Origin of the sequence: Microcoleus sp. C2D2, assembly GCF_036702495.1 — a bacterium.
Taxonomy (GTDB): domain Bacteria; phylum Cyanobacteriota; class Cyanobacteriia; order Cyanobacteriales; family Microcoleaceae; genus Microcoleus.
This window is the reverse complement of sequence record NZ_JAUBTO010000104.1, coordinates 1-23,742: the sequence shown is the minus strand read 5'-3', so window position 1 is coordinate 23,742 and position 23,742 is coordinate 1. Positions and strand designations below refer to the sequence as shown.

Below are 23,742 nucleotides of genomic sequence, written 5' to 3'. Positions count from 1 at the left end.
TGTATGTCAACTCCAAACCCTTAGGGAATAAGTAATTCCCCAATCGAAAATCGAAAATCGAAAATCGAAAATCGAAAGGGACTGCATCACAGAAACTAGCCGAGATTTTCCTCCCCTGATACCACTTCCCCAAAAAAATGAAACTGTATGTCAACTCCAAACCCTTAGGGAATAAGTAATTCCCCAATCGAAAATCGAAAATCGAAAATCGAAAATCGAAAATCGAAAATCGAAAGGGACTGCATCACAGAAACTAGCCGAGATTTTCCTCCTGTGATACCACTTCCCCAAAAAAATGAAACTGTATGTCAACTCTAAACCCTTAGGGAATAAGTAATTCCTCAATCGAAAATCGAAAATCGAAAATCGAAAATCGTATGACCTGTTCTATGCCTAACCCTTGACAAACCCGCCCGACCCATGATACATACACTTCTCGAACGACTGTTCCCGCGCACCCCTGACAACAGCCGCGACGAGGTAAAACGTCGCCTCAAACTGGTTCTAGCCCACGATCGCTCAGAACTCAGCCCAGAAATGGTTGAGTCGATGCGCCGAGAAATTCTAGAGGTGGTATCTCGCTACGTGGAAATCGATACCACCGGGTCTGAGTTCTCGCTGGAGAGCGACCAGCGGGCCACAGCACTGATTGCAAATCTCCCGATCCGGCGAGTCCGGGCCGAACATCCACCGAGGAATTTGCCCGAGAATTTGCCCCAGAATCGGCCCGAGAATCGACCCGAATATGTACCGGAGTATGTAGTCGAAACTCTCCCCGACACTACAGAGTGATAGGGATTGAGCTTTTATTGTCAGGCAAAGAGTTCAATTCGAGCCGATCGGCATTTAAATTAAACTATAGCAACCGCTTTCGTCGTTTAGAAAATAGACTACAATTAGTCGCCAGTTTTGCCGATCGGTCGCGCCGACTTTGGGGGCCAAACCGTACATTTATACCTCCTTCATCAGGTCATCCCAGCGATCGAGTTAAATGGCATGAAGAAAATCGAAGCCGCTCAAGAGTTGGGAATCCGTCGCAACACCATCGACGCCACAAGTCGATGTTATTGCAACACAGGAGACTTCCAAGCGGAGAGCCTTGTGGAAACTGCCTGGTAATGGTCACTTGCATCACAAAACACAGCAAAGTTCCGAGAGTTTGTCAAAATACACAAGCACAATAACTCAAGCTGAGATTACACAACTGTGCGATGCCGGGCATAATTGCTTTGTACTCAGACCCAAAAAATAATTAAGAGTTGTAATTCCTATTGACATCTGCACAGTTAGCTAATATTCTTATTATTTAAGATTTAAAACTCTACAACTATTTCCAGCAAAAACTTAAAAAAGTTTTCAAGTCCGCGCCTCCCTCCACAACCACTTCTAATAAAGAGGAAGATTGAATCATGGCTGTATCTCTGACCAAAGGACAACGGGTATCGCTTGAGAAAATTTCACCCGGTCTCTCAGAAGTATTCATAGGACTGGGATGGGACGTTAAAGCTACAGACACGGGTTCTGACTTTGACCTAGACTCATCCTTGTTCCTCTTAGGTGCTAACGAAAAATTAATTTCTGACAACCACTTCATTTTTTATAACAATCTCACAAGTCCAGATCCCGACAAATCAGTGCAGCACATGGGAGATAATCTCACGGGGGCCGGCGAGGGGGATGATGAAATTATCAAAATCAACCTCAAAAAAGTGCCTAATGATGTCCAAAAAATTCTTGTAACTGTAACCATCCATGAAGCACAGCAACGCCATCAAAATTTTGGTCAGGTGCAAAATGCCTTCGTGCGGCTCGTTAATGCCCAAACACAACAGGAAGCTGTTCGCTATGACCTTGTAGAAGATTATTCCATAGAGACAGCACTGATCATGGCTGAACTCTACCGGAAAGACGGCGAGTGGCGTCTCAATGCAGTGGGATCAGGTTATCAAGGTGGTTTACAAGCATTACTCGATCGCTATAGCTAAAAGGTAAAACACATGGGAATTAACCTACAAAAAGGACAGCGCATCTCGCTTTCCAAAGAAGCGCCAGGGCTAACAAAACTGATCTGCGGATTAGGCTGGGATGTGGCGAAACGCTCAGGTGGGGGTTTGTTTGGGGCTTTTAGCAGTGCTCCAGATTACGACCTGGATGCCTCAGTGATTTGTTTAGATCAAAATGCCAAACTGAATGATAGGGCCAATGTCGTTTATTATGGCAATCTCTCCCACCGTTCAGGAGCTATTACGCATCTAGGTGATAATCTCACAGGGGCCGGAGAGGGGGATGATGAGCAAATTGTTGTCGATTTATCTCGGATTCCCCCGCAAATTGTAAAACTGGTTTTTACAGTTAACATTTACGATTGCATTGCACGCAAGCAAGACTTCGGACAAGTTAAAAATGCGTTTGTGCGTTTGGTTAATCAGTCTAATAATCAAGAACTTGCAAAATACAACCTATCAGGTTCTGAATACAAAGGCATGACGGGGATGCTCATGGCAGAAATCTACAAGCATAATGATGAGTGGAAAATGGCAGCCCTCGGTAACGGTGTTAAGGTTAATGGATTAGAAGAACTTGTGAAAACCTATGCTTAACCACTCACTCAATACCTAGATGCTCCCTACTTGCTGGAATCCGAAGGGGGCTACAATGATGAAGACCTTTTTTTGTTAAAATTCCTAAACAAATCAGCCGAACTTACATTAAAGGGAAACAGCTAGAATGGGAATTCAATTAAGCAATGGTGAAAGGTTAAACGTTTCTAAAGCAGCTCCAAATTTAAAGCAGGTAGCGATGGCGCAAGTAGCGAGGTGAATCTGGTTGGACATAGCTACGATGTTGATGCTTCTGTATTTATGTTAAACGCGGCAGGCCAAATAATTGATGAAAAATACCTTATTTTACGATAAAAAATTCCTACAATCAGTCAATGTCTCTGTACGATCGCCTAGACTTCACCAAACACAATCGCAAGCTAAAACTCCCCCTCTCTCAACGGCTAAACCTGACTAGAACCCCCAAACTCCGCTGTCACGGCTGTCGTTCCCGTATCCAGCCTCAGTGGGAGTTTTGCCCTTCCTGTGGAAAAGTTCTAATTGATAATGATAGCGATTTTCGCCGTTGTATTTGGGTAGATGTATCAGGAATGGATGTCGCACCCGAAAATAAAGAAGCGATCTTTTCCCTACTGATGGACGCTTTCTCCAAACTCTACGGCGCATTTAGAAGCATCAAGGTATTTTTGACCTCCGATCCCCCCGATCCCAAAGAGTGGGGCGAAGATTTTACCCATGTTTATATATTTGTGGACAGCCAGCCGGTTGACTATCTCGGCGTGGCTAGCTTCAAGTCGGGAATGGTTACAGACCGGGCGATTATTCGGATCGATCAAGTATTCTATGCTTCTTACAATGCCAGCCTTAGTCTCAATCAACTATCTAACTTAATTGCAAATACCATTGCCCATGAAATAGGACATACACTAGGACTCGATCATTCTGCACTTCCGACCGATGTCATGCACAATGGACTCGTTCATACTGTTCATAGCTTAATGCCTCCCTCATTTCATGCAGAGCAAATAAACTCAATGAACAATGCTATTCGCAGATATAAAGCCTTGAATAATTGATTGGCTAGAACCATAAAATAGCTGAATTTAGAGATCGAATTCCCCAGGATTAATGCCCACAGCATGGCAAGCTTCTTTGACAACCTTCTTTTCATCTTTGTCAAAATCACCATCGGCACCACCAATAATAATGCCAATTTGGATGACTGCACGACCTTGGTCTAGTTTTTTATTAAGTTTTGCTATGGCTTGGATAGCCTCAATTCTACCAAAATCGAAGTCTTGTGATAGCTTCTCACAATAAAAATCAAATTTTTGCTTCAACTCCGACGCCGGAAAAATTTTGAGTGTTTCATTTGAAATTATTAGAGCCGCCGTTTTTTGTCTTTCAGCGGTATTGATAGTGCCATCAGCAGCAGCAATCAATGCACATATTGCCATTGAGGCATCAGCAAAATCATTATTTTTAAACTTGGAAATATTGGTTTGCAGAGAATCATTCATTTGTGATACGTTCTGCTTTAATTTCTCCCAGAAACTCATTTTTTCTCCTGTTTGGTGAATGAGATATGATGTTTGTGACCGGAGTCAGAGTAATCTAAGCCGATCTTAACTTGCCAAGCAATTGTCAGGCCCTGTAAGACCCTCAAGTCGATCGATTACACTCCTGTAGTTTATCATGTTTTTTGAGATTTTAGATTAATAAATTATTTCTGGGCTAATTTGTAGCCGACTGATAAATATTCGTTGCTACCAGCAGGGAACTATAGCAATCCTAAATCATTTGTGAATTTCTTACTCCCGGACCGCGGCTTCGGGGAGGGCTGGGGTGGGGTAAAAAATTTATGACTCCTGCAAGGATTGCTATAGGGTCATTGAATTAGCACATTGAACCACTTCCCATCTATGTCCTAACCGACGAAAGCGGTTGCTATATCTCTCTACAATTAAAATATTGTGGCCGGGCTAAGAGTACGCGCCCCAAATATGTGATTTAAATGGGGAACAGCTTGTGGTATCGTTTCCACTGGAACGACTACAATAAAAGTGTTTGTAATGAGGAATGCATGTCCTCACAAAGCTCCCTCGGACTTGCATTCCTCAGTACAAACCTATAGCGGGTATTTTACAGCATGATATGATACCTAAAACAAGATCAAGTCAATCTTAATAACTAACCGCTCTTTCCAGAGGATCTTGTAACTGGAGTTCTAAGGGTCTGCCGGAGCGAATTTCTAAACCGGGTAACTCATGTTTGACTAACATTTTCTCGCCTGTTTCAGCAGTTGCCAACGGCCAGAGTACCCAGCGGCTGCCTAGGGAAAGAGTGCTTAAAGTTGCAGAGTTTTGAGTAAGCCAAATTATCGGCAGTTTCGGCCGATTCTCAACCGCATCTTCCCCAGCATTAACCGCCGCTAAAGTTTCCAAAACTACCCGGTTTCCCGAGACGAGTCCAGTCCCGGCAGTCCAAAGTTTGACGTTTAACAGGCGCTTGCTAGCATAGAAGTAAAGAGACGCAGCTACTGTCACGGCTCGTTCAAATTCTTCTGGCTGCCACGCCGCAGCGCTGTCGAGAGCAATAATAATTTCTTGACCGCCGGCTGCAACTTCTAACTCTCTCACCCGCAGTTCTCCGTAGCGGGCGCTGGTGCGCCAGTGAATCAGGCGAGTGGGGTCTCCGTGGCGGTAAGGTCTCAGGTTGCGGGTGAGGCCTTCGGTAGCAGTTTGCGATCGGCTGCGATTGTAAAATTGCGGGCTGTCTTCTTGACCGATGCGATCGATAATCGGGCAAGTGCTCAACGGCAAAACCTGTGGATAGACAACCGCCACAGCTTTGACTCGGCGGCTGCGCCGGCACCAAAACAACCCTAAAGGCGCCGCCGTCCTCAAGTTTACCTCTTGCCACCGATAGACGCCGCGCTGCCGGACTTCTAGATAGTATGTATCCCTGTATATACTGTTAGGGCCTATGACTTCGATCGGGCGGACGATCGCTTGTCCCAATACAAACGGCAAGATGTCTACCACTTGCAACAAAGTCTTTGGTTCGCGGGCGCGATTTTCGATTTCAAGTTCGACGGTGATTCGATCGCCCGCACTCACCGGTTCGATCGTCCGGCGACGGACTTCCAAGGAACGGAGCGATTTTCCCGGCAAAACCGCCGCTACTCCCAACAGCGCCAAACTCCCACCGCTGAGCGCGTACAGCCACCCAGACATGGTATTAGTCGCAGACCCAAAAAAGAAAACCGTCATCCCCGAGAGCAGCCAACCCGCGTAGGCGGGGGCGACAGCGCGATTTTCGAGCCAGTCGGCAATTTTGTGACCGATGTTCATAGGAGTTGAAATTGTTAATTACTCGATCGCCCTATCAAGTCTAATTGTAAAATATTCTCAGCATTTAGCACCGAATTAGCGGAGAGAGATTAGATTAGAAATCGGGCATTTTTTCGCAATAAATCTACATTGACCCCACCCAAAAACGGATACAAGCCCCCGACACTCAGTCAGGGTCGATACCCAAATTTTAGACTCTAGTTCCTGCTCCCAGATTAATCTGTGGAGTAAATCTAAAATCTAAAATCTAAAATCTAAAATAGACTGACTGGAGACAAAAAAATGAACCCATCAAACAATCCTACACCGCTTCGACCAGACGCTCAAGCCCGCCGCTCGCCGCCCCCGCCCCCGCCCTTGGCTGCAACACCCGCGCCGAGTGCGCCCGCGCCGAGTGCGCCCCCCGCTGCCCAACACCGGCCTGTCGAGACACCCGTCAGCACGATCCAACAAATGGTCAGAGATGCCCATAGCGCAGGAGCTTCCGACATTCACATTCGAGTCGGCCAAGTACCTCGATTTCGGATTCGGGGCGCGATGCAAGTAGCAACTAACCACCCCAAAGTAACGCCAGAAATTTTTGAACATTACCTAGCCGAAATTCTCACCCCCGAACAGCGAAAACAGTTTGCAACTAACAAGGAATTAGATTCAGCAATTTTTTACCCCGGCTTCGTGCGGTGTCGGCTAAACTGTTTTGAGTCCCTCAGCGGCGGTGCCCTAGTATTGCGGTTGATCAGTTTGGAAATACCTACTATCGATTCCTTGAAGTTGCCAGAAGTTCTCAAAAATATCATTTTGCGATCGCAGGGATTAATATTGGTTACCGGGCCTACCGGTTCGGGAAAATCAACAACAGTAGCTGCGATGATCGACCACCTCAATCAGATGGAGCAAAAGCACGTAGTTACAATTGAAGACCCGATCGAATTCATTCACCCTTCTAAAAAATGCTTGGTCAGCCAGCGGGAAGTCGGCTTGCATACCCACGAGTTCCAGCAGGCTTTGCGGGCAGTTTTGCGGGAAGATCCAGATGTAATTTTGATCGGGGAAATGCGCGATCGCGTTACCATCAATACAGCGTTGCAAGCAGCTCAAACCGGTCACTTAGTATTGGGAACTCTCCACACTCGCAGCGCCATTAACGCTATTAACCGATTGTTGAACCTCTACCCGCCCGAGGAACAACAGGCGATGCGGATTCAAATTTGCGATACTTTAGTAGCTGTAGTTGCCCAACTTTTGCTCCCAACAGTTGACAACCGTCGGGTAGCAGTACACGATATTTTGGTGAATACACCTGCCATGCACGATTACTTGATGAAAGGTGCTGATGATGAAGCTTTCCGGTTAATGGAAACTGACACCTACGAAGGAATGCAGATTATCAACCAGGGTCTTTACAAACTGGTGCTTGAAGGCAGAGTGGCTCTCGAAGAAGCGGCAAAAACTTCTCCCGAAGCCAGCGATTTAGACCGTCGCTTGCGTACCGGAGGCTACGATGCTTCGTCGTCGGCTCGCGACTTTGAAGGCAGCAAAAAAGAACGCACCGTTCGCGCCCGTTAGCAGCTCACATACAGGGGTAGCCACAGCACTACCCCACCCATCAATTAGCAATCTTTTCAGCAGACCGAAATATTGGACGCTGTTCGGCGTATTTTTACTAGAAAATTAAAGGGAGTTAGTATCAAATAATACAGATTAATCTGGTAAAATAATCTAATAAATGTCAAGTATATTGTTAAGTTTTTAAAACGGCGGCGCTACTTTACATTAACCTTAAAAGAGCGTGAAAACTCACAGGTAATTACAAGGCAATAGTAAAGATATGTTCTGAGTATGGCCTACAGTCAGCAACTTAAGTTTATAGTTAGAGTGACCAATTTAGGACAGAGAACGTTCCGCCTTTGCCGGTCGCAAAAGTAAGCAGGTAAAAAAAGCGCTTAATCATAAAAGTACAAGTAGGCTTAATACAACAAGCAATTAGTAGCAGAGCCGATCGCCTGTCTTTCCCATTAAGTGGCTTTCAGTCTAAACAATCCTAAAACCCAGCAGACTTTTACAGCTTCTGTTCCTCGAAAATCTGTTTAACAACTCGCCGCTCAGCAACGGTTTTAGAGAATTTAAAGGAGTCCAAAAAGTGAAGAGTGCATTTAAATCCTCAGAAGTGTTTGAAGATGCCAGCAAAGCAGAAATAATCGATCGCATCCAGCAGCTAGTTCCCCCGGGTTCCCCGGAACCGCAAGATCCTGAAATCCTAGCGGCCTTACAAACTCTCACCGCACAGCTAATCTGGGCCTATCAAGCCGACGGACAATTAGAAAGCGAACCATTTAGCGACGTGCGCGATCGCACAATTCACCTATACGCATCTGCCTGCAGCAGCAAAATCAAAGGAAAAACCATCCTCATCACCGGTGGAGAAGGATGTGTCGGCAGTTTCTCAATCAAAAAACTCCTCGATTTAGGCGCAACTAAAATCATTTCTGCAGACAACGCCCGAGCTCACAACCCCGAAGAAAATCTGCCGCTTTTTACCAGAGAAGGTGCAGTAACTTTCTATGCAGCCGACATTCGCAACTTCGAGGCGCTGAAACACATATTTGAGGTAGAAAAACCAGAAATTGTTTTTCACCTAGCAGCCCAACGCCAACCCGGACTAGCTGAAATCAAAATCCGAGACACAGTTACAACCAGCCTGTTAGGATGTAAACACATCATCCAACTGTGCGAAGAATACGGCGTAGAAAACTGCATCTTCTCTTCCACAGGCAAAGCATCTCGATATTTTACAACAGAAGTTTACGCCGCCTCCAAAAAGTTTGCCGAATGGCAATTTGCCAAAGCAGCTCAAGAAGGAGATGTCACTTACGGGATGGTTCGCTTTACTCATCTGTTGGAAAATAGCTTGTTCTGCGAGCAAATGTCCAAAAAAGTACAGCAAGGTAAAACTGTCAACGTTCACGCTCCCCACCGCTACGTAACCGCTCAAAATCGGGTCGAAGCCGTACATTTATTGCTGAATTCGCTGGTTGTGTCCGTTCCCGGAAAACTGAAATTTGTCGCCGTGAGTAATCTCGGGTGGCCGACAGAAACCTTGGAAGTAGCTGTTTATAAAATTCAAGAATCAGGCAAAAATTTGCCGATTTATTTTCAAGGACTTTTGCCGGGATACGAAGAACCGTTTTTCCTGGGACAGTTTGACTGGAAAAAACCTACAGACATTCACCTCCTAATTAATGTTTTGGAAGCTCCTTTTAGAAGTGTTAACGATGCTGGCGACATGGTGAGTGTAGAATTAGCTCCTTTTTCTTTGCGCGTGTTAGATAAACAAGTGTCGAACCTGGAAAGCTTAATCATCGATCCAGATTTCCCGGAAGTGCAAATCAAGCACGCTCTTGTCCCAGCGGAAAAAGAAGTGATTGCTTCCTCTTTTGCGTGGAGTTCCCCCCAAGACTTGTTGAAGATTTTGCGGTGGGGGCTCAATCCGAAGAAATTGCAAGGTTACGGAACGGAAATCGCTGACTACAGCGAGATTATCGAACTCCTCCTGCAAGGAATTTACGGGAGGCTTAACCAAGAAGTATTGAACAGTGCTGGAGTTACTGCTGATGAATTGGATGACTTAGTTGAGAGTCTTTCTACCCTGGATTGTATTCAAGCAGAAATCGGATATTTGCGATCGATGTCGAGATATCTCAGAGAAGTTGTACCCCCCGCACATTTGAACCCCAAACAATCTCAACCTGTTGCTGTAGGCGATGCAGCGCAGCTTGAACATAGTTTTGAGGAAAGGAGATTGCTTCCTGACTGGCAACCCACAGGGGGTGAATGAGCCGGCACATCGACCAAGTTGTTAGTTGATTGAGCAGCGCTGGACCCAGAACCTAATTATGCAGGGTGCTCCGTGCGCACCTTATCGGTATAAGTACCGGGTTAAACCATTTTTTGCGTAAGTCATCTTAAAAACAGAATTGAGAAACCGGGTTTCTCAATTCTGGGTCTGTTTGAGGTTTAATTAAATGGATTTACTTAACCTTGTCAGAATCGACATAATATGATATTATTTGCGATAGCACAACCGCCATCAAATTAATTTGTAGTAAGGACGGCAGTCCTAGTAGTTTTATGAGAACTTAAGCCATCACTACAAACGTTATAACGGTTATTTTTTCCGGGCATGATATAGCGGTTCTCAAGCGTGGTGAGGTATGGGGGCGAGTCCGATGCCTATGCCCACGGAGGCCTATGCCCTATGCCCTATGCCCACGGAGGCCGCGAGAGCACCTCATGTTACTGAGAAAGGCTATATGATGATACTTTAGATAGCGTTGCGCACTGAGTTAACAAAGGTGCAATTAGATTAAATAAATGAACTCAATGAACGCAACAAATTAAATTAAATTAAGGTACGAGAATTGTGGAAATTAATCAGCTACTGTTCCTATTGATTGATGTTGTGCTATTGGCGATCGCCCTGATCCTTCTAATTCCCATTACAGTTCTATTTCTAGAATGCAGTGCAGCTTTCTTGTCCGGCTTCCGCCCCACAGCGGAAACTAAAGCGCCCCGCCCCAAAGTAGCAGTTTTAATTCCCGCCTACAACGAAGCAGCAGGAATTGCCGCCACCATCTCCACCATATTGCCGCAGCTAACACCTCAAGACCGCCTGTTAGTGGTTGCTGACAACTGCACGGACGCCACGGCAGAAATCGCCCGCAACTGCGGTGCAAGTGCGATCGAGCGCCAAGACACACAACGCAAGGGCAAAGGATACGCACTGGATTTCGGCTTGCAGTCGCTCGAATCAGATCCCCCAGAAGTAGTCATCATGGTTGACGCAGACTGCATTTGTCAGCCAGACTCTATAGAAAAATTAGCCCGTGCTGCACTTGCTTCCCAACGACCAGTGCAAGCAACTTATCTCATGGAACAGCCGCCCAATCCTACTCCGAAAGATTCCATTTCTGCTTTAGCATTTCTCGTGAAAAACTTAGTCCGTCCCAGCGGATTAAAACAGTTAGGATTCCCATCATTACTAACAGGAACTGGCATGGCTTTTCCCTGGTCGATAATTCGATCGGTTTCTCTAGCCAGCAGCAATATTGTTGAAGATATGCAAATGAGTTTGGATTTGGCGATCGCCGGACATCCAACCGTATTCTGCCCCGAAGCCAAAGTCACAGGGTGTTTGCCGCAGCAGCAGCAAGCAGCTAAAAGTCAAAGAACTAGATGGGAACACGGTCACTTGCAGACCTTGCTAACTCAAACTCCGCGGCTGGCTACAGCTTCTGTCCAGCAAAAACGTTTTGACTTATTGGCGATCGCCCTCGACTTGTCAGTCCCTCCGCTATCGCTTTTAGTCGCTATCTGGGTAGCTGCTTTTGCCGCCTCCCTACTAGCAGCAACCTTTGGAACATCCCCGATTCCCGCCGTCTTTTTAGCAGTACAAGGACTGCTGATTTTAGTTTCAATTATCGGCGCTTGGTCCAAATTCGGGCGTGCCGATATTTCGGGCTCAACTCTTTTATCTATACCTTTTTACATCCTTTGGAAAATCCCTTTGTATCTGGGTTTTATCTTGAAGCGGCAAACCAAATGGGTGCGGACAGAACGCGATGTTTAATATTTAGATTGAGATTGTTTAACCGCAGATATCAGCAGATAAACACAGATGAACGCAGATAGAATTTTCTCTGCGTTCATCTGCGTTCATCTGCAGTTAAAAACTTTTATATAATATCGTTTCCGGTTGCATGGGAATGATAAAGTCAAGGTCAATAATTCCACATTCCCCGACTCCCGACTCCCCACTCCCCACTCCCATCATTCCGGTGCAACCGGAATCGATATAAAAAGTTAAAAAAAGTTCACCGATGCACCGGAATTTCTATCACAAACTCCGCCCCTTGGCCCGGTGCCGAAATGCACATCAGCTTCCCGCCGTGTTTCTCAACTACAATCTGATAACTGATACTCAACCCCAAACCCGTTCCTTTACCCACAGCTTTTGTAGTAAAGAAAGGGTCAAATACCCTCGATCGCACTTCCTCAGTCATACCGGCGCCGCTGTTAGCAATAGAAATTCTCACCCAGTTTTTGTTGCATACCTCAGTCCGAATCACAATCTTTCGCTCAAATCTGTAAGATAAAGGATTTTCGAGTCTAGCAGTTATCTCCTCCAGCCCCACTCTTAACTCTACTGCATCGATCGCATTGCTCAAAATATTCATAAACACCTGATTTAACCCAGAAGCATAACAATTTACCTTCGGCAGTTCACCGTACTCTTTAACTACTTCAATGCCATGTCCGAGTGGATCCTTTTTCAACCTGTGCTGCAAAATTAGCAGAGTCGAATCAATCCCGGAGTGAATATCCACTGGTTTCATCTCGGCTTCATCAAGCCGTGAGAAATTCCGCAGCGACAGCACAATATTGCGAACGCGATCGACCCCAACCTGCATAGAGTGCAGGATTTTCGGTAAATCTTCTTGAATAAAAGCGAGTTCAATATCTTCTGTTGTAGCAACAATCTCAGGAGTAGCCTCCGGGTAAGAATCCTGGTAAAGTTTAATCAATCCCAGCAAATCCGAGCTATATTCGCTAGCGTGCATGACATTGCCATAGATGAAATTAATCGGATTATTAATTTCGTGTGCAACCCCCGCCACCAACAGCCCCAAAGAAGACATTTTTTCAGTTTGAATTAGTTGAGTCTGCGTCGAGCGTAATTCGGACACAGTAACTTCCAATTGTGTCGCTTTTTCTCTCAATTGCCTCTCCGACTGTCGCAAAGCATCCTCCGCTAACTTGCGATCCGTAATGTCCTGTATCGTCCCAAATAACTTAATCACCTTACCGCCATCAAAAATAGCTTGCGCCTTAACATAAATATATCTGACAGCTCCATCAGGGCGCAAAATTCTCATCTCATACTCGCGAGGATTTCCTAACTGACTCATCTCCTCTACTCGCTCTAACCACAACTGTAGGTCATCTGGATGAATTTGCTTCCTGTGTTCTAAAATAGTGGGTTCTGGTAGTTTAGGGTCAAGACCAAAAATTCGGAATACTTCCTCAGACCAAGTTAATTTATACCCCTCCAAATCAAATTCCCAGTTGCCGAGCTGCGCCAGTTTTTGAGCTTCTTGCAGCTTAGCTTCTTTAATCTTTAATTCCTGCGTGCGCTCTTCAACTCTCACCTCCAGCGTCCGCGAATAATCCTCCAACTGTTCCTTAGCCTCCGACAAATTAGCCACAAGTACCGCATTTTCTAGAGAGATAGCCGCTTGGGAAGAAAGGATTTTCAAAACCTCCAACCTAGTGGGAGAAAACGCTTCAGTAGTTAAATTGTTTTCCAGATAAAGGATGCCTAGGAGTTTGCTTTGATTCAGAATAGGAGTACAAAGCGCCGATTTCACTTGCTGCCTTTTAATATATGGGTCATCTGTAAATAGACCTTGCCTAGCAGCCTGACTTAAAACTACATCTGAGTGCGTTTTTTCAACATAATTAATCACCGTTATTGGCAAAACCTCTGCAGGAGATACTCTCGGGCATTGCTCAACAGCAACATCCCAAGATTCCACCGAGGCCGCTGCTTTAATCAGCAATTTTCCTTCCTTGGGCATCAGGAGGAAACCTTTTTGCGCCCCTGCATTCTCAATCACCATTTTCATTAACTTTTCTAACAACTTATCCAGCACAATTTCGCTAGCTAACGCTTGAGACGCTTTCACAACAGTTGTCAAATCTAATAAATTGCTGTGACTGCCGATCGTGGTATAATTAGTGCTAGTAATAGTTGGATCGCCACCATATTTTGCCGCCGAGGCAGGGGGTAAAGCCATCGGATACTCTAACTCCAAATGTTTGACCTTGGCGGTTGCTCCCCAGTGAATATAGCCGTAGTAAGCATCTATCAGATAACTCTGAGCCACTTTGTTTCGACCGCAAGCCAGATAAAATTCTGCCGCCCGTTCATTTGCTAGCGCTTCTTCGTGGATGTATTCATTCTTCGAGGCTCCTGTCACCGCTCGATCGTAATACAGAGCAGCTTTTTCATATTGTCCCAATACTCGCGCTTTCTCGGCCTCTACTAAGTCATATTTGTGCTGATAATTTCCCGGAGATCTCAAACCCCAATGCTTCATTTTTTTTTGAAGCGAAGCAACTTTTTTCAAATATTTTTTCTGTTCACTTCCTGAAGCTGCAGGATACAAAGCTAATAGCGCGAGGGAATAGTAAAAATTGTGGATGGGAACATACATCAGGCCCATTGCAGCCTCAGAGTAATTTGAGGCTGTCCTGGCATCTTCAGCCGATTTAGCATAATCTTTAAATAGATAATTTAGCCATGATTTACACAAATATACTACAAATATTACCAGATTATTTTTACCCTCCCTTAATGCTGGCAGCATAGTTTCTTCATTAAACTTTTCGCCCCTTAATAGGCAAGGATTGTCTGTTTTACCTCGTAAATTTAAGACAAATTGCGCCCCCACTTTGGCTTTCTCCATCATAAATTCACTCTTATAATTCACCAACATTTGAATATATTGACTCTGCTTAGTCTCCACAGACTCCAGAGGTTCGCCACTCAAAAATATATAATTGCTATAAACACTAGCACAATAACAAGCATTGTTGACATCTCCCGTTTCTAGTCCGCTCTGAATACCCTCAAGGAAACCGATAAGACTTTCCCTGACCGGCTCAGACCAGTGACCGATAAAAGCATTAAAAATTAGTGAGATTAGAGAGTTATACAAGTTTGTCTGAAATCTCTCTAAAAGTGCCTGAGCTATTTGACCGTATCGGTATCCAGAATCCATATCTCCTAACACTGCACAGTGGATCGTAGCATAGTGTGCATACCCGACACTAGACAGCGGCGCATTCCCGTATTTAAGAGACAGAGTAACCATTTTAAATACGAGCAGTGGGAACATATCGGGCGCTACTACAAAAGCAGCCGGACCCATATTCGTTAAAATCCGTAGAGCCGCAATTTTATTAGCATCAGTCATTGGTGGCAACTCAGCTAAATCCTCAATCCGTTTGTTTCCCACAGCTAATTTTGTCCGTATTAGCCACATGAAAAAATTTAATTTATTGGGTTTTTTAGGAACATCGACTCCCAGCAGTTTCAAAGCTTCTAGACCTATATCTATGGAAGCTTGGCATTGATTTTGATTAAAGTAAAAAATAACTTTTAGGTCATAAACCTTAACTTTTTCGAGCAAAGTTTTGGCGCGGGCTATAATAACCTCTGATAGCTGTAACGCTCGCTCAAACTCGGTATTTATATAGGACAATTCCAGCGCTTCGGTATGGAGTTCCAGGATTAAATCATAGTGAGTCTCCCAAGCTACATCGGGTAGAAGTTCTAGACCTACATTAAAATATTTGAGCGCTGCTTCATAGGCGGCAGAACTCTTAGCTTTCTTACCAGCTATAAGATTATAGCTAGCTAGTTCATTTCGCTTTTCTTGATTTGTGATGAATTCCACCCCTATATTGAGTTGGTTGACAATATCAAAGATATTTTCTGCTATTTCCGATGCCGGAGTTGAATTCAGCAGCAGGAAGCCGATTTTTAAGTGTGTTTGTTTTTTCTGGGAGTCAGGGATGAGAGAATAGGCGGCTTGCTGGACGCGATCGTGCAAAAACCTGTAAGATATTGCGTATTGAGGGCGACTCGCAACTCCATCCCCATACTCTGGCTGCCCGGAGTCGATTTCCTCAACCAGGGGGATTTTGTAAGCATCGCTCATTGGCAGAATTAAACCCGCTTGAAGCGCATCCCATAAATCAATCGCTGTTTCTGAGCCTGTTTTTTCCGTAACAATTGCCAAATTGTCTAAATTAAAATGGTTGCCCATACAAGCAGCTAATTTTAATACTTGCTGCGTCTGATCCGGTAGTTGTTGAAGATTCCGAGCAACTAATTCAACGACACTGAAATCTGCAATGCCAGCAGCTTCAATTTTCGTGATGTCCCACTGCCACGAACCCACAGAAAAATCAAAAGATAACAGTTTTTCTGAGTGAATAGTGGAGAGAAGTTGAGTTAGAAAAAATGGATTTCCGCCACTCTTATTAAAAACCAATTCTGCCAGGGAATTGAAATTTTTGGTTTCATTACCCAAAGTATCGCGCACTAGCTGCATGACGCTACTCAATTCTAAACAGGGGAGGATAATGTTATGCACCGCAGCACCCGTCTGTTGAATTTTTTCTACAGTTTGAACCAAGGGATGATTCGCATTGACTTGGTTATTTCGATAGGCTCCTATCACTAAAAAATATCTGGTATCCAAGTCGGTAACCAGTTCCTGAATCAATTTTAAGGAAGCTAAATCTGCCCACTGCAAATCATCTATAAATAGAACTAGGGGGTGTTCGGCTTGGGCAAACACATTTAAGAATTCTTTAAAAAATCGATTAAAGCGATTTTGAGATTCGGTCGGTTCCAATTGTGGAACAGCAGGCTGCGAACCAATTATTAGTCCGAGAGAAGGGACAACATCAATAATAATTTGACTGTTTTGACCTAGCCGCGACAAGAGCTTTTCGTTCCAAATTGCCAACTCTTCTGAGCTTTTTGTTAATAACTGCTGCATTAATGATTCAAAGGCTTGAGTTATTGCAGCATAAGGAATATCCCGCTTAAATTGGTCAAACTTGCCAGCAATAAAATAACCCCGCTGCCTGACAATTGGTTTGTGGATTTCATTGACAACTGAGGTTTTACCGATGCCTGAGTAACCGCTTACCAACACCATCTCTGTTTTCCCAAAGCTGACTCGCTCGAATGATGCCATCAAATGAGCGACTTCTTGTGTGCGACCGTAGAGTTTTTGGGGAATCAAAAATTGACCTGATTTATCAAGGGTTCCCGGAATGAAATTTTCTATTTTGCCAGTAGTTAGAAGCTGAGTTAGACAATTTTCTAGGTCGGCTTTTACTCCAAAGGCGCTTTGATATCGGTCTTCTGCGTTTTTAGCTAATAGTTTCATGACAATTGTTGAAACAATCTGGGGGACTTGGTTGTTTCGCTGATGGGGAGAAACTGGTGTCACTGCAATGTGGCTGTGAATTAATTCTAAGGGATCGGTGGAGTTAAAGGGCAACTCTCCTGTCAGCATTTCATAAAAGGTGATGCCTAGAGAGTATAAGTCAGTTCGGTAGTCCAGGTCGCGGTTCATTCTCCCAGTTTGCTCTGGGGATATATAGGCTAGAGTGCCTTCTAACACAGTGGTATTGCTATTTTGGTGAACCTCTCTCGATAGGCGGGTCGCTATGCTAAAATCGGTAATTTTGAGTTGGTCAAAATCTGGTGTAATGATAATATTTGAGGGTTTTATGTCTTTATGAATAATCTGGTTTTTATGCAATTCTCCGAGAGTTTGAGCCACTTGAATAGCCAGCGGCAAAAATTTCTGAAGTTTCATACTTTTACCCGCGAGATAGTGGCTGAGAGATTGACCGCCGCAGTCTTCTAAGATCAGAGCGAAACTGTTTGTATATTTTTCTAAGCTATAGGGTTTGATAATGCCTTTAATTTTGAGATTTAAGCTAATTTTGTATTCATGTCTCAAGCGGGTAATTTGTTCTATTGTGGGATACTCGCTCTGGAGTGTTTTAATGATGACTGACGCTCCATCGGATTCCCTGACTGCGCGATAAATGATGGACTTTACACCAAGTTGAACAACTTCTGTTATTTTGTAACCGGGAAGTGTATTCATTGCTTTTATTCTCAGACGAAGTGTTAGATAGCTATAATCGCGCTTGATTTTGACAAGGGCGCGAGCCGGCTGTACGTAAGTATTTTTGGTAAGAACTCTAATTTTTTATACTTTTAGGTATAGTTAATTACTCGTAGATTGTGTAGATGCAGGATACCTAAAAGTTGAGAGCGTCTAGATGGGCGGACAGCAGAACCTCTGATTTGAGCTGCGACGTAATGATGTACGGTCTGGCACCTGACCGAGTAGATTGCCATAGTGTAACAAATTCTGTGAGGTTGAGGGCAAACATGAGCGACAAATCCTTATGAATTCAAGGTTTAGCTCGATGTTTGAGCCTTGTCACTAAGAACGAATGGGACGCCCTGACCTTGAAAACGCAGGTTTAGGCGATCGAGAACACAATTTAATATGATGTGGATCATAAACAAGCATGATTCTGATCGCAAGTGGAAAGTGATCAGCTTGGTAGCATATTTTCATTATCAGGTGTATGACATGGAACAGCCCCCCAATCCTACTCCGAAAGATTCCATTTCTGCTTTAGCATTTCTCGTGAAAAACTTAGTCCGTCCCAGCGGATTAAAACAGTTAGGATTCCCATCGTTACTAACAGGAATCGGCCTGGCTTTTCCCTGGTCGATAATTCGATCGGTTTCTCTAGCTAGCGGCAATATTGTTGAAGATATACAGATGAGTTTGGATGTCGCTGCCCAAAAAACTGTCCGGAGTATTGATTAAAAATAAAAAATCAATCTAAAATTAAGTTTGAACAATGGGTTAAATTGCACCATGACAGATGATACTTTGCTTCTGAGAGACCGGATCACTAATACCATCGCACTAGGTGAAAGTCATTTTCGGGAATTTAAGTCGGCTCTTGAGGGACCTGATGGCAATAAAAAGCCAAGACCAGTCAAGAAAATTTGTGGAAACATAGGCGAAGCTTTAGTTGCTTTTGCAAACGCTGATGGTGGAGAGTTACTGATTGGTGTAGAAGATGATGGCACTGTAAGTGGTGTCCCACATACCCCAGAAGAAGTTAGGTTAATGCTAGAAGCGCACAAAACTCACGTTCATCAAGACTCTGAGTTGCCGATCACTTACGCAACAAAATTAGAAGTTGAAGAGCAAACAATACTTTTCTTTTCTGTCTTAAAAGGAACTACTGAGATTTTTCAATTGCCTGATGGAAGATGTGTTAGGCGTAAAGATAAAAGCACTGTTCCTGAAACAGTTCAAAAAATACAATTTGACCGCCAGGAAATAAGATCTCGAGAATTTGATCGCTCCTTTGTTGATGGCGCGACAGTAAACGATTTAGATATTACTTTTGTTAAGTCTTTAACGAGTAATTATTTAAGAGGCCTTAGTGTTGAGAGATATCTTCAACAAATTGGCATTGCTGAATATTCAATGAGCGGTCTACGATTACGCATGGCTGCTCTACTACTTTTTGCCAAAGATATTCAGAAATGGCACCCGCGTTCGCAGGTGAGAATTTTGAAGGTAGCTGGAACCCAACTCAAGTCTGGAGAAAATTATAATGTGTCTTCAGAGAAAACAATTACGGGTAATATTTTTGATCTTTTGCTGAAATCTTGGGAAGAGCTTAGATTCTTTCTCGCTTACAAGACTGAGTTTGGCACAGGAGCAAGGTTTGAGCAAAGATACATTTATCCTGAACAGGCGTGCCGTGAAGCTTTAGTCAATGCGATTGCTCATAGAGATTATAGTCTTCAAAGTGGCATCGATGTCTTTATTTTTGATAATAGAATAGAAATAAAAAGTCCTGGCTCCTTACTCTCTACCATATCTGTTAAAGACTTAAATGAATTGAAGGGGGCGCACGAATCAAGAAATGCTTTTATTTCACAAGTTTTACGTGAGCATAAGTTCATGCGAGAACTTGGAGAAGGCATGAAACGCATATTTGAATCAATGGAAGAAAATGAACTTGAAAAGCCTAAGCTTAGTTCCGACTTAAATTCATTTGTGGTTACACTAAATAATAAGTCTGTCTTTACAGATCAGCAAGAACGATGGTTGTCCGTCTTTAAACAATTTGATTTGACAACACTTCAGAAGAAAATTGTCGTTTGTGGCATCAATGGTAGTGAATTATCACAGCAAGACATATACGCAGCAATGAACACTGACGATCGAAATGCGTATGATCGCGAAGTTACTGGATTACGTAATGCTGGAATTTTGAAACAACTTAGGACTAATCTATCAGCTAACAAAGAAGCGAAGAATAAAGGCATTGATAAATCAGTCGTACCTAGATTCAAGGTTGAAATTCCTAAAAAAATGAGTACCTTAGAGTCAAATTTGTGCGTCTTTGTTAAGAACCTTCCATATTCTACCAATGAAGATGAAGTTAGAAGATGTTTTGAAGAATGTGGGAAAGTTCAAAAAGTTGGATTGCCCGAACCGAAAGCAGGAATTGTTAAAGAATATAGGTTTGGTTTTGTCTACTTCTATGACTCAGAAGCTGTTCAAAAAGCAATTAAAGATTTTGATCAAACTCAATTTGGAGGAAGAATTATTTCGGTGAGAAAATACATTCCTAAACTTGAGTAGATCTGACAATGCTGAGGAATTGTGCCAGCTTTTGCTTGAAGTCATTCAAACTTTACGAAGCTCAGTTAGGAAGGCGAGATGAGTTCGGACAACGCTACATACTAGATTTCTCGATTCAATGGCAAAATAGAAGTCCAACCCTTCGGAGTAACTGGATTATTGAGCATGATTCAGAGATTCCGAGATTAACAACCTGCTACCCTCTGTAGTGCCTGGAGGTGATAAGAGTGGCAAAGAATACAGTCAAATTACTAGATGTTGTTGCCTTAACTGTTGACCTTCCTGAATACAACCTGCGGCGCGGACAAGTTGGGACAGTGGTTGAACTGTTGGCTGATGGTGCAGCGTTTGAGGTTGAATTTAGCGATCGCAACGGACGCACTTATGAATCTCTCGGACTGCCAAGAGAGAAAATCATGGTGTTGCACTTCGAGCCAGCATCACCTGATATCAAGCCTGAGATAGTTACAGCGTAAGCAGGACTACTCTTGAATCAATGAAGCTCTAAGCAGTGAATGCTAAAATTACTTAAAAGCTCTTGAATCGCTTCTTGTCCAGAGCGGATCAGAGTTTCAACTTGATTGGTGGGTGCGTTTCCACATCTTAACCACACTACTTTCGGTGGAGAACTATACAGCCGACTTCTTTCCGTAAAGTCTCCATCTTGAGTCACAATACAGAAATCGTTCAACTTAGCAAAATCCCAGATTTCTGTATCTGTTTTCTCTGCTAGCCCCTGCAACTGAACATGACTAGGGTTAGGGAAAATATCAGCCAACTGAGTAACTAATTTTCGGCTCAGATTTGATCGAATAGTAGTTTCAAGCGGCACTCACCGAAGCAACTAAACGACGATCGCGATCGGCCACAAACTCTAGACAGGCTCTAATGTCTGTTTCTGTCAGTTCTGGGAAGTCGTCAATAATCTCAGTCATAGACATTCCAGAAGCCAGCCAGCCAAGAACGTCGTAAACCGTAATCCGCATCCGACGAATACAGGGCTTGCCACCACGCTTATCCGGCTCTATGGTGATGATGTCGCGATAGCTCATGATACAGGTAAAGTGTTTGCATCTACATTATAGAAAAACATATCTGAAAATAAAAACAAAAAATCTGAAGCTGGAAAATTCCAACTTCAGACTTTTACTAACTCCCCGGGTAGGATTTGAACCTACGACCAATCGGTTACACTTATCCCAACGTTTCCGAAGGGGGCGGACTATTTCATCATCCCTACAAATCATGTTTGCGATCTGTCGTCGGATGTCGGGCGCTGTGAGATTTATTGGTTAGGCTCCTCATCTCTAGTCTCTGCACCTTTCCGGCTACTTGCGATCGCAACCGCTGCCTTTCGCCAGACTTGGCTCAAGATTGCCGCCACCCGAAGTGCTGCGGTTTCCTTGAATTCACCCGATTTTTCAGTACCCGTTACCGGATAGAGCTGCTATGTCACTAGGGCTTTTGGTTGATGCCAAAGGCTTGCATTCATTACAGCCGACCGCTCTGCCACTGAGCTACCGAGGATTGGGGGTTTTTGTTACCCACATTTACTAACAATAGCTGAACTTACTCGATTTGGCAAGGCCTTTGATAAACTTTTTTTTTGTCATACCGCCGCCGGGTTTGTGCAGCTAATGCAGCCCCATTCTCAACTTGGCGAGGCGCTTCTGGGATTCTGGATCGAGGGAACTGGCGAGAAAGCGACTGGAATTGTGTTTGCGGGATTTGTGCTGGCGCTCGCTGCGGCGGGCGGTGGCTTCTACGTCAGCCGCTAGTTGTTCGGCGGACATCCATTCGGCACCGTAGCCGACTACGGTCAATTGTTGCGCTCGGTCTGAGGTGGCGACAATCATGCGGCCTTTGCCTTTGACCGATCGCAACTCGTAGCGCAAACTAGCACAAGATTTTTCAATATAAGTATCTGCTGTCTGACCGAAGTCAGTGTAGTGCACGGATAAATTTTTAGTAATAATTTCTTTAACGCTGGGAGTATCTCGATAGTGCGCGTCAAACACCAGCCGAGCCTCAAAATCTTGAACAGCGCTGTAGTTAACTAAAACCTCTATTAACTCGCGGCGAGCTGTTTCGAGTTCGTCGCGATCGCGCTTCTCTCGGAGTTGAGGCCAAAGTCCAATTATGTTATAGCCGTCTACAAGTAAAACTGCTTGCGATACATAGGTTGACATGGTTCAAGGCTGAATAGCTCCAGCACATACAGGACATTATTTGCATTGTTCATCAAAGCTTTTGTTGCATTTTATTACAGATTGATGTGTAATTGCTAGGTTCGATCGCGGCAGCACTCGATCGCGCGGAGTCAGAAACCCGGTTTCTGCGTGGAGATATCGCCGCCGGCACCGAGGATTTTTCGGAGAAACGGGTGAGCCGCGGCTTTCGGCAAGATAATGGCCGCAAAAACTTAACCCCCCAAATCCCTAGGCGCCTGGGGTTTTGGGGGGTAAGAGTTGTTCGATTTTTCAAGCCCGAAAATTTTGGGGCTTATTCGGCAGATTGCAGGGATACGGGCGATCGTACAACTGTCGGCAGGGATATTTTCTCAACAGCAGGAGTACAACCGAGCCACTGCACCGACAACTGGGCAAACTGCTGCTCCTGGCCGCTCACGCAAAAACGAGTCGGCAGCGCAGTACCAGCATTCCGCAGCCCCAAAAGCTCCAACTCTCTGGCAGCAGCAGCGACCACCCGCACCGCAGGATCGATCGAGGTCACCCCAGCGGGCAAAAGCGAGCGCAGCACAGGAGCCAACAGCGGATAATGAGTGCAGCCGTAAATCAGCGTATCGATGCGCTGCTGAATCAAAGGAGCCAAATATTCCCGAGCGACCTCACAAGTGTAAGGGTCGTAAATCCGGTTTTGCTCGACCAGCGGCACAAAAGCCGGACAGCTAACCTGCCACACCAGGCAAGAATCGTCCATCTCCAAAATCGCATTTCGATAAGCATTGCTAGCAGCCGTAGCAGGAGTTGCGATGACTCCGATCCGCTTGCCTTGCTGCACCGCAGCCTGCGCCCCCGGCAGAATTACTCCCAACACCGGAATATCAAACTCAGCCTGCACCATCTCCATCGCCAAAGCAGAACTGGTGTTGCAGGCCATAATCACCATTTTCACATCCTGTTCCACCAGCCAGACCATAATTTCGCGCACAAACTGCACAATTTCCGACGGCGCGCGAGTGCCGTAAGGCAGCCTCGCCGTATCTCCAAAATAAAGTATCGATTCGTTGGGCAATTGTCGGTACAACTGGGTCAAAACCGTCAAACCGCCCACGCCGCTGTCAAAAATACCGATTCTTTTTTGTCCAGAGTCTGTTGTCATTTGTTAATTGTCAATAGTCGGTTGTCAATTGTCAATAGTCATTAGTCATCAGTCATTAGTCATTAGTCATCAGTCATTAGTCATTAGTCATCAGTCATTAGTCATTAGTCATCAGTCATTAGTCATCAGTCATTAGTCATC

General features: G+C 44.4%; 18 protein-coding genes and 1 pseudogene. 12 read left to right on the top strand and 7 right to left on the bottom strand.

Features of this window, described 5'->3' with window-relative positions:
* Positions 1–420 precede the first annotated feature (420 nt).
* From minE to QUB61_RS26740, 5 genes are all read left to right on the top strand, one after another.
* Positions 421–792, top strand: coding sequence for a cell division topological specificity factor MinE (minE, locus tag QUB61_RS26760; RefSeq protein WP_333128420.1), 372 nt, complete (start codon positions 421–423; stop codon positions 790–792).
* A 204-nt stretch (positions 793–996) separates the two neighbouring features.
* The gene (locus tag QUB61_RS26755) at positions 997–1,119 is read left to right on the top strand and encodes a hypothetical protein (protein WP_333128423.1); all 123 of its coding nucleotides are present in this window, start codon (positions 997–999) and stop codon (positions 1,117–1,119) included.
* A 290-nt stretch (positions 1,120–1,409) separates the two neighbouring features.
* A complete protein-coding gene (locus QUB61_RS26750) occupies positions 1,410–1,985 on the top strand; it encodes a TerD family protein (protein ID WP_333128425.1) in 576 nt (191 codons plus the stop codon).
* Positions 1,986–1,997: 12 nt separating this feature from the next.
* Positions 1,998–2,600, top strand: coding sequence for a TerD family protein (locus QUB61_RS26745; RefSeq protein WP_333128428.1), 603 nt, complete (start codon positions 1,998–2,000; stop codon positions 2,598–2,600).
* A 335-nt stretch (positions 2,601–2,935) separates the two neighbouring features.
* Positions 2,936–3,637 (top strand): matrixin family metalloprotease, encoded by a 702-nt coding sequence (locus tag QUB61_RS26740; protein ID WP_333128430.1) that lies wholly within the window; start codon positions 2,936–2,938, stop codon positions 3,635–3,637.
* 27 nt (positions 3,638–3,664) lie between these two features.
* Here QUB61_RS26740 and QUB61_RS26735 read toward each other — a convergent pair whose 3' ends face one another.
* Together QUB61_RS26735 and QUB61_RS26730 are read right to left on the bottom strand one after the other, a co-directional pair.
* Entirely contained in the window at positions 3,665–4,120 is a 456-nt protein-coding gene (locus QUB61_RS26735; RefSeq protein ID WP_333190197.1) for a TerB family tellurite resistance protein, read from the bottom strand.
* Between the two features lie 624 nt (positions 4,121–4,744).
* Entirely contained in the window at positions 4,745–5,914 is a 1,170-nt protein-coding gene (locus QUB61_RS26730; RefSeq protein WP_333128434.1) for a DUF58 domain-containing protein, read from the bottom strand.
* A gap of 282 nt (positions 5,915–6,196) precedes the next feature.
* Here QUB61_RS26730 and QUB61_RS26725 point away from each other — a divergent pair, with 282 nt between their 5' ends.
* The 3 genes from QUB61_RS26725 to QUB61_RS26715 all read left to right on the top strand — a co-directional run bounded on the left by QUB61_RS26725 (position 6,197) and on the right by QUB61_RS26715 (position 11,540).
* Positions 6,197–7,480 carry a PilT/PilU family type 4a pilus ATPase gene (locus tag QUB61_RS26725; protein ID WP_333128437.1) on the top strand — a complete coding sequence of 428 codons (1,284 nt, stop codon included), beginning with the start codon at positions 6,197–6,199 and terminating at the stop codon, positions 7,478–7,480.
* Positions 7,481–8,054: 574 nt separating this feature from the next.
* Entirely contained in the window at positions 8,055–9,749 is a 1,695-nt protein-coding gene (locus tag QUB61_RS26720) for a polysaccharide biosynthesis protein (protein WP_333128440.1), read from the top strand.
* A 585-nt stretch (positions 9,750–10,334) separates the two neighbouring features.
* Positions 10,335–11,540, top strand: a complete 1,206-nt coding sequence (locus QUB61_RS26715) for a glycosyltransferase family 2 protein (RefSeq protein ID WP_333128443.1) — start codon at positions 10,335–10,337, stop codon at positions 11,538–11,540.
* 244 nt (positions 11,541–11,784) lie between these two features.
* Here the strand turns inward: QUB61_RS26715 and QUB61_RS26710 are convergent, their stop codons facing one another.
* A complete protein-coding gene (locus QUB61_RS26710; RefSeq protein WP_333128445.1) occupies positions 11,785–17,673 on the bottom strand; it encodes an AAA family ATPase in 5,889 nt (1,962 codons plus the stop codon).
* 489 nt (positions 17,674–18,162) lie between these two features.
* Here QUB61_RS26710 and QUB61_RS26705 point away from each other — a divergent pair.
* From QUB61_RS26705 to QUB61_RS26690, 4 genes and pseudogenes are all read left to right on the top strand, one after another.
* Positions 18,163–18,384, top strand: a pseudogene (locus QUB61_RS26705) (glycosyl transferase); the annotation flags it as partial.
* Between the two features lie 81 nt (positions 18,385–18,465).
* On the top strand, positions 18,466–20,259 hold the full coding sequence (locus QUB61_RS26700; RefSeq protein ID WP_333128447.1) for an ATP-binding protein: 1,794 nt from the start codon (positions 18,466–18,468) through the stop codon (positions 20,257–20,259).
* Positions 20,260–20,267: 8 nt separating this feature from the next.
* On the top strand, positions 20,268–20,468 hold the full coding sequence (locus QUB61_RS26695; RefSeq protein ID WP_333128449.1) for a DUF6883 domain-containing protein: 201 nt from the start codon (positions 20,268–20,270) through the stop codon (positions 20,466–20,468).
* Positions 20,469–20,486: 18 nt separating this feature from the next.
* A complete protein-coding gene (locus QUB61_RS26690) occupies positions 20,487–20,735 on the top strand; it encodes a DUF4926 domain-containing protein (protein WP_333128451.1) in 249 nt (82 codons plus the stop codon).
* A gap of 17 nt (positions 20,736–20,752) precedes the next feature.
* On the opposite strand, the gene QUB61_RS26685 is transcribed toward QUB61_RS26690, so the two are convergent.
* The 4 genes from QUB61_RS26685 to murI form a co-directional block, all read right to left on the bottom strand.
* Entirely contained in the window at positions 20,753–21,037 is a 285-nt protein-coding gene (locus QUB61_RS26685; protein ID WP_445300218.1) for a DUF5615 family PIN-like protein, read from the bottom strand.
* Positions 21,038–21,080: 43 nt separating this feature from the next.
* Positions 21,081–21,311, bottom strand: coding sequence for a DUF433 domain-containing protein (locus tag QUB61_RS26680; RefSeq protein WP_333128455.1), 231 nt, complete (start codon positions 21,309–21,311; stop codon positions 21,081–21,083).
* 582 nt (positions 21,312–21,893) lie between these two features.
* Positions 21,894–22,448 carry an NYN domain-containing protein gene (locus tag QUB61_RS26675; RefSeq protein ID WP_333128458.1) on the bottom strand — a complete coding sequence of 185 codons (555 nt, stop codon included), beginning with the start codon at positions 22,446–22,448 and terminating at the stop codon, positions 21,894–21,896.
* A 313-nt stretch (positions 22,449–22,761) separates the two neighbouring features.
* Positions 22,762–23,601 (bottom strand): glutamate racemase, encoded by an 840-nt coding sequence (gene murI, locus QUB61_RS26670; protein WP_333128461.1) that lies wholly within the window; start codon positions 23,599–23,601, stop codon positions 22,762–22,764.
* Positions 23,602–23,742 lie beyond the last annotated feature (141 nt).

Coding starts and splice junctions, on each gene's coding strand:
- QUB61_RS26740 (WP_333128430.1), top strand. CDS start 2,936: ATGTCTCTGTACGATCGCCTAGACTTCACCAAACACAATCGCAAGCTA.
- QUB61_RS26680 (WP_333128455.1), bottom strand. CDS start 21,311: ATGAGCTATCGCGACATCATCACCATAGAGCCGGATAAGCGTGGTGGC.
- QUB61_RS26750 (WP_333128425.1), top strand. CDS start 1,410: ATGGCTGTATCTCTGACCAAAGGACAACGGGTATCGCTTGAGAAAATT.
- murI (WP_333128461.1), bottom strand. CDS start 23,601: ATGACAACAGACTCTGGACAAAAAAGAATCGGTATTTTTGACAGCGGC.
- QUB61_RS26735 (WP_333190197.1), bottom strand. CDS start 4,120: ATGAGTTTCTGGGAGAAATTAAAGCAGAACGTATCACAAATGAATGAT.
- QUB61_RS26730 (WP_333128434.1), bottom strand. CDS start 5,914: ATGAACATCGGTCACAAAATTGCCGACTGGCTCGAAAATCGCGCTGTC.
- QUB61_RS26745 (WP_333128428.1), top strand. CDS start 1,998: ATGGGAATTAACCTACAAAAAGGACAGCGCATCTCGCTTTCCAAAGAA.
- QUB61_RS26695 (WP_333128449.1), top strand. CDS start 20,268: ATGCTGAGGAATTGTGCCAGCTTTTGCTTGAAGTCATTCAAACTTTAC.
- minE (WP_333128420.1), top strand. CDS start 421: ATGATACATACACTTCTCGAACGACTGTTCCCGCGCACCCCTGACAAC.
- QUB61_RS26725 (WP_333128437.1), top strand. CDS start 6,197: ATGAACCCATCAAACAATCCTACACCGCTTCGACCAGACGCTCAAGCC.
- QUB61_RS26755 (WP_333128423.1), top strand. CDS start 997: ATGAAGAAAATCGAAGCCGCTCAAGAGTTGGGAATCCGTCGCAACACC.
- QUB61_RS26675 (WP_333128458.1), bottom strand. CDS start 22,448: ATGTCAACCTATGTATCGCAAGCAGTTTTACTTGTAGACGGCTATAAC.
- QUB61_RS26710 (WP_333128445.1), bottom strand. CDS start 17,673: ATGAATACACTTCCCGGTTACAAAATAACAGAAGTTGTTCAACTTGGT.
- QUB61_RS26700 (WP_333128447.1), top strand. CDS start 18,466: ATGACAGATGATACTTTGCTTCTGAGAGACCGGATCACTAATACCATC.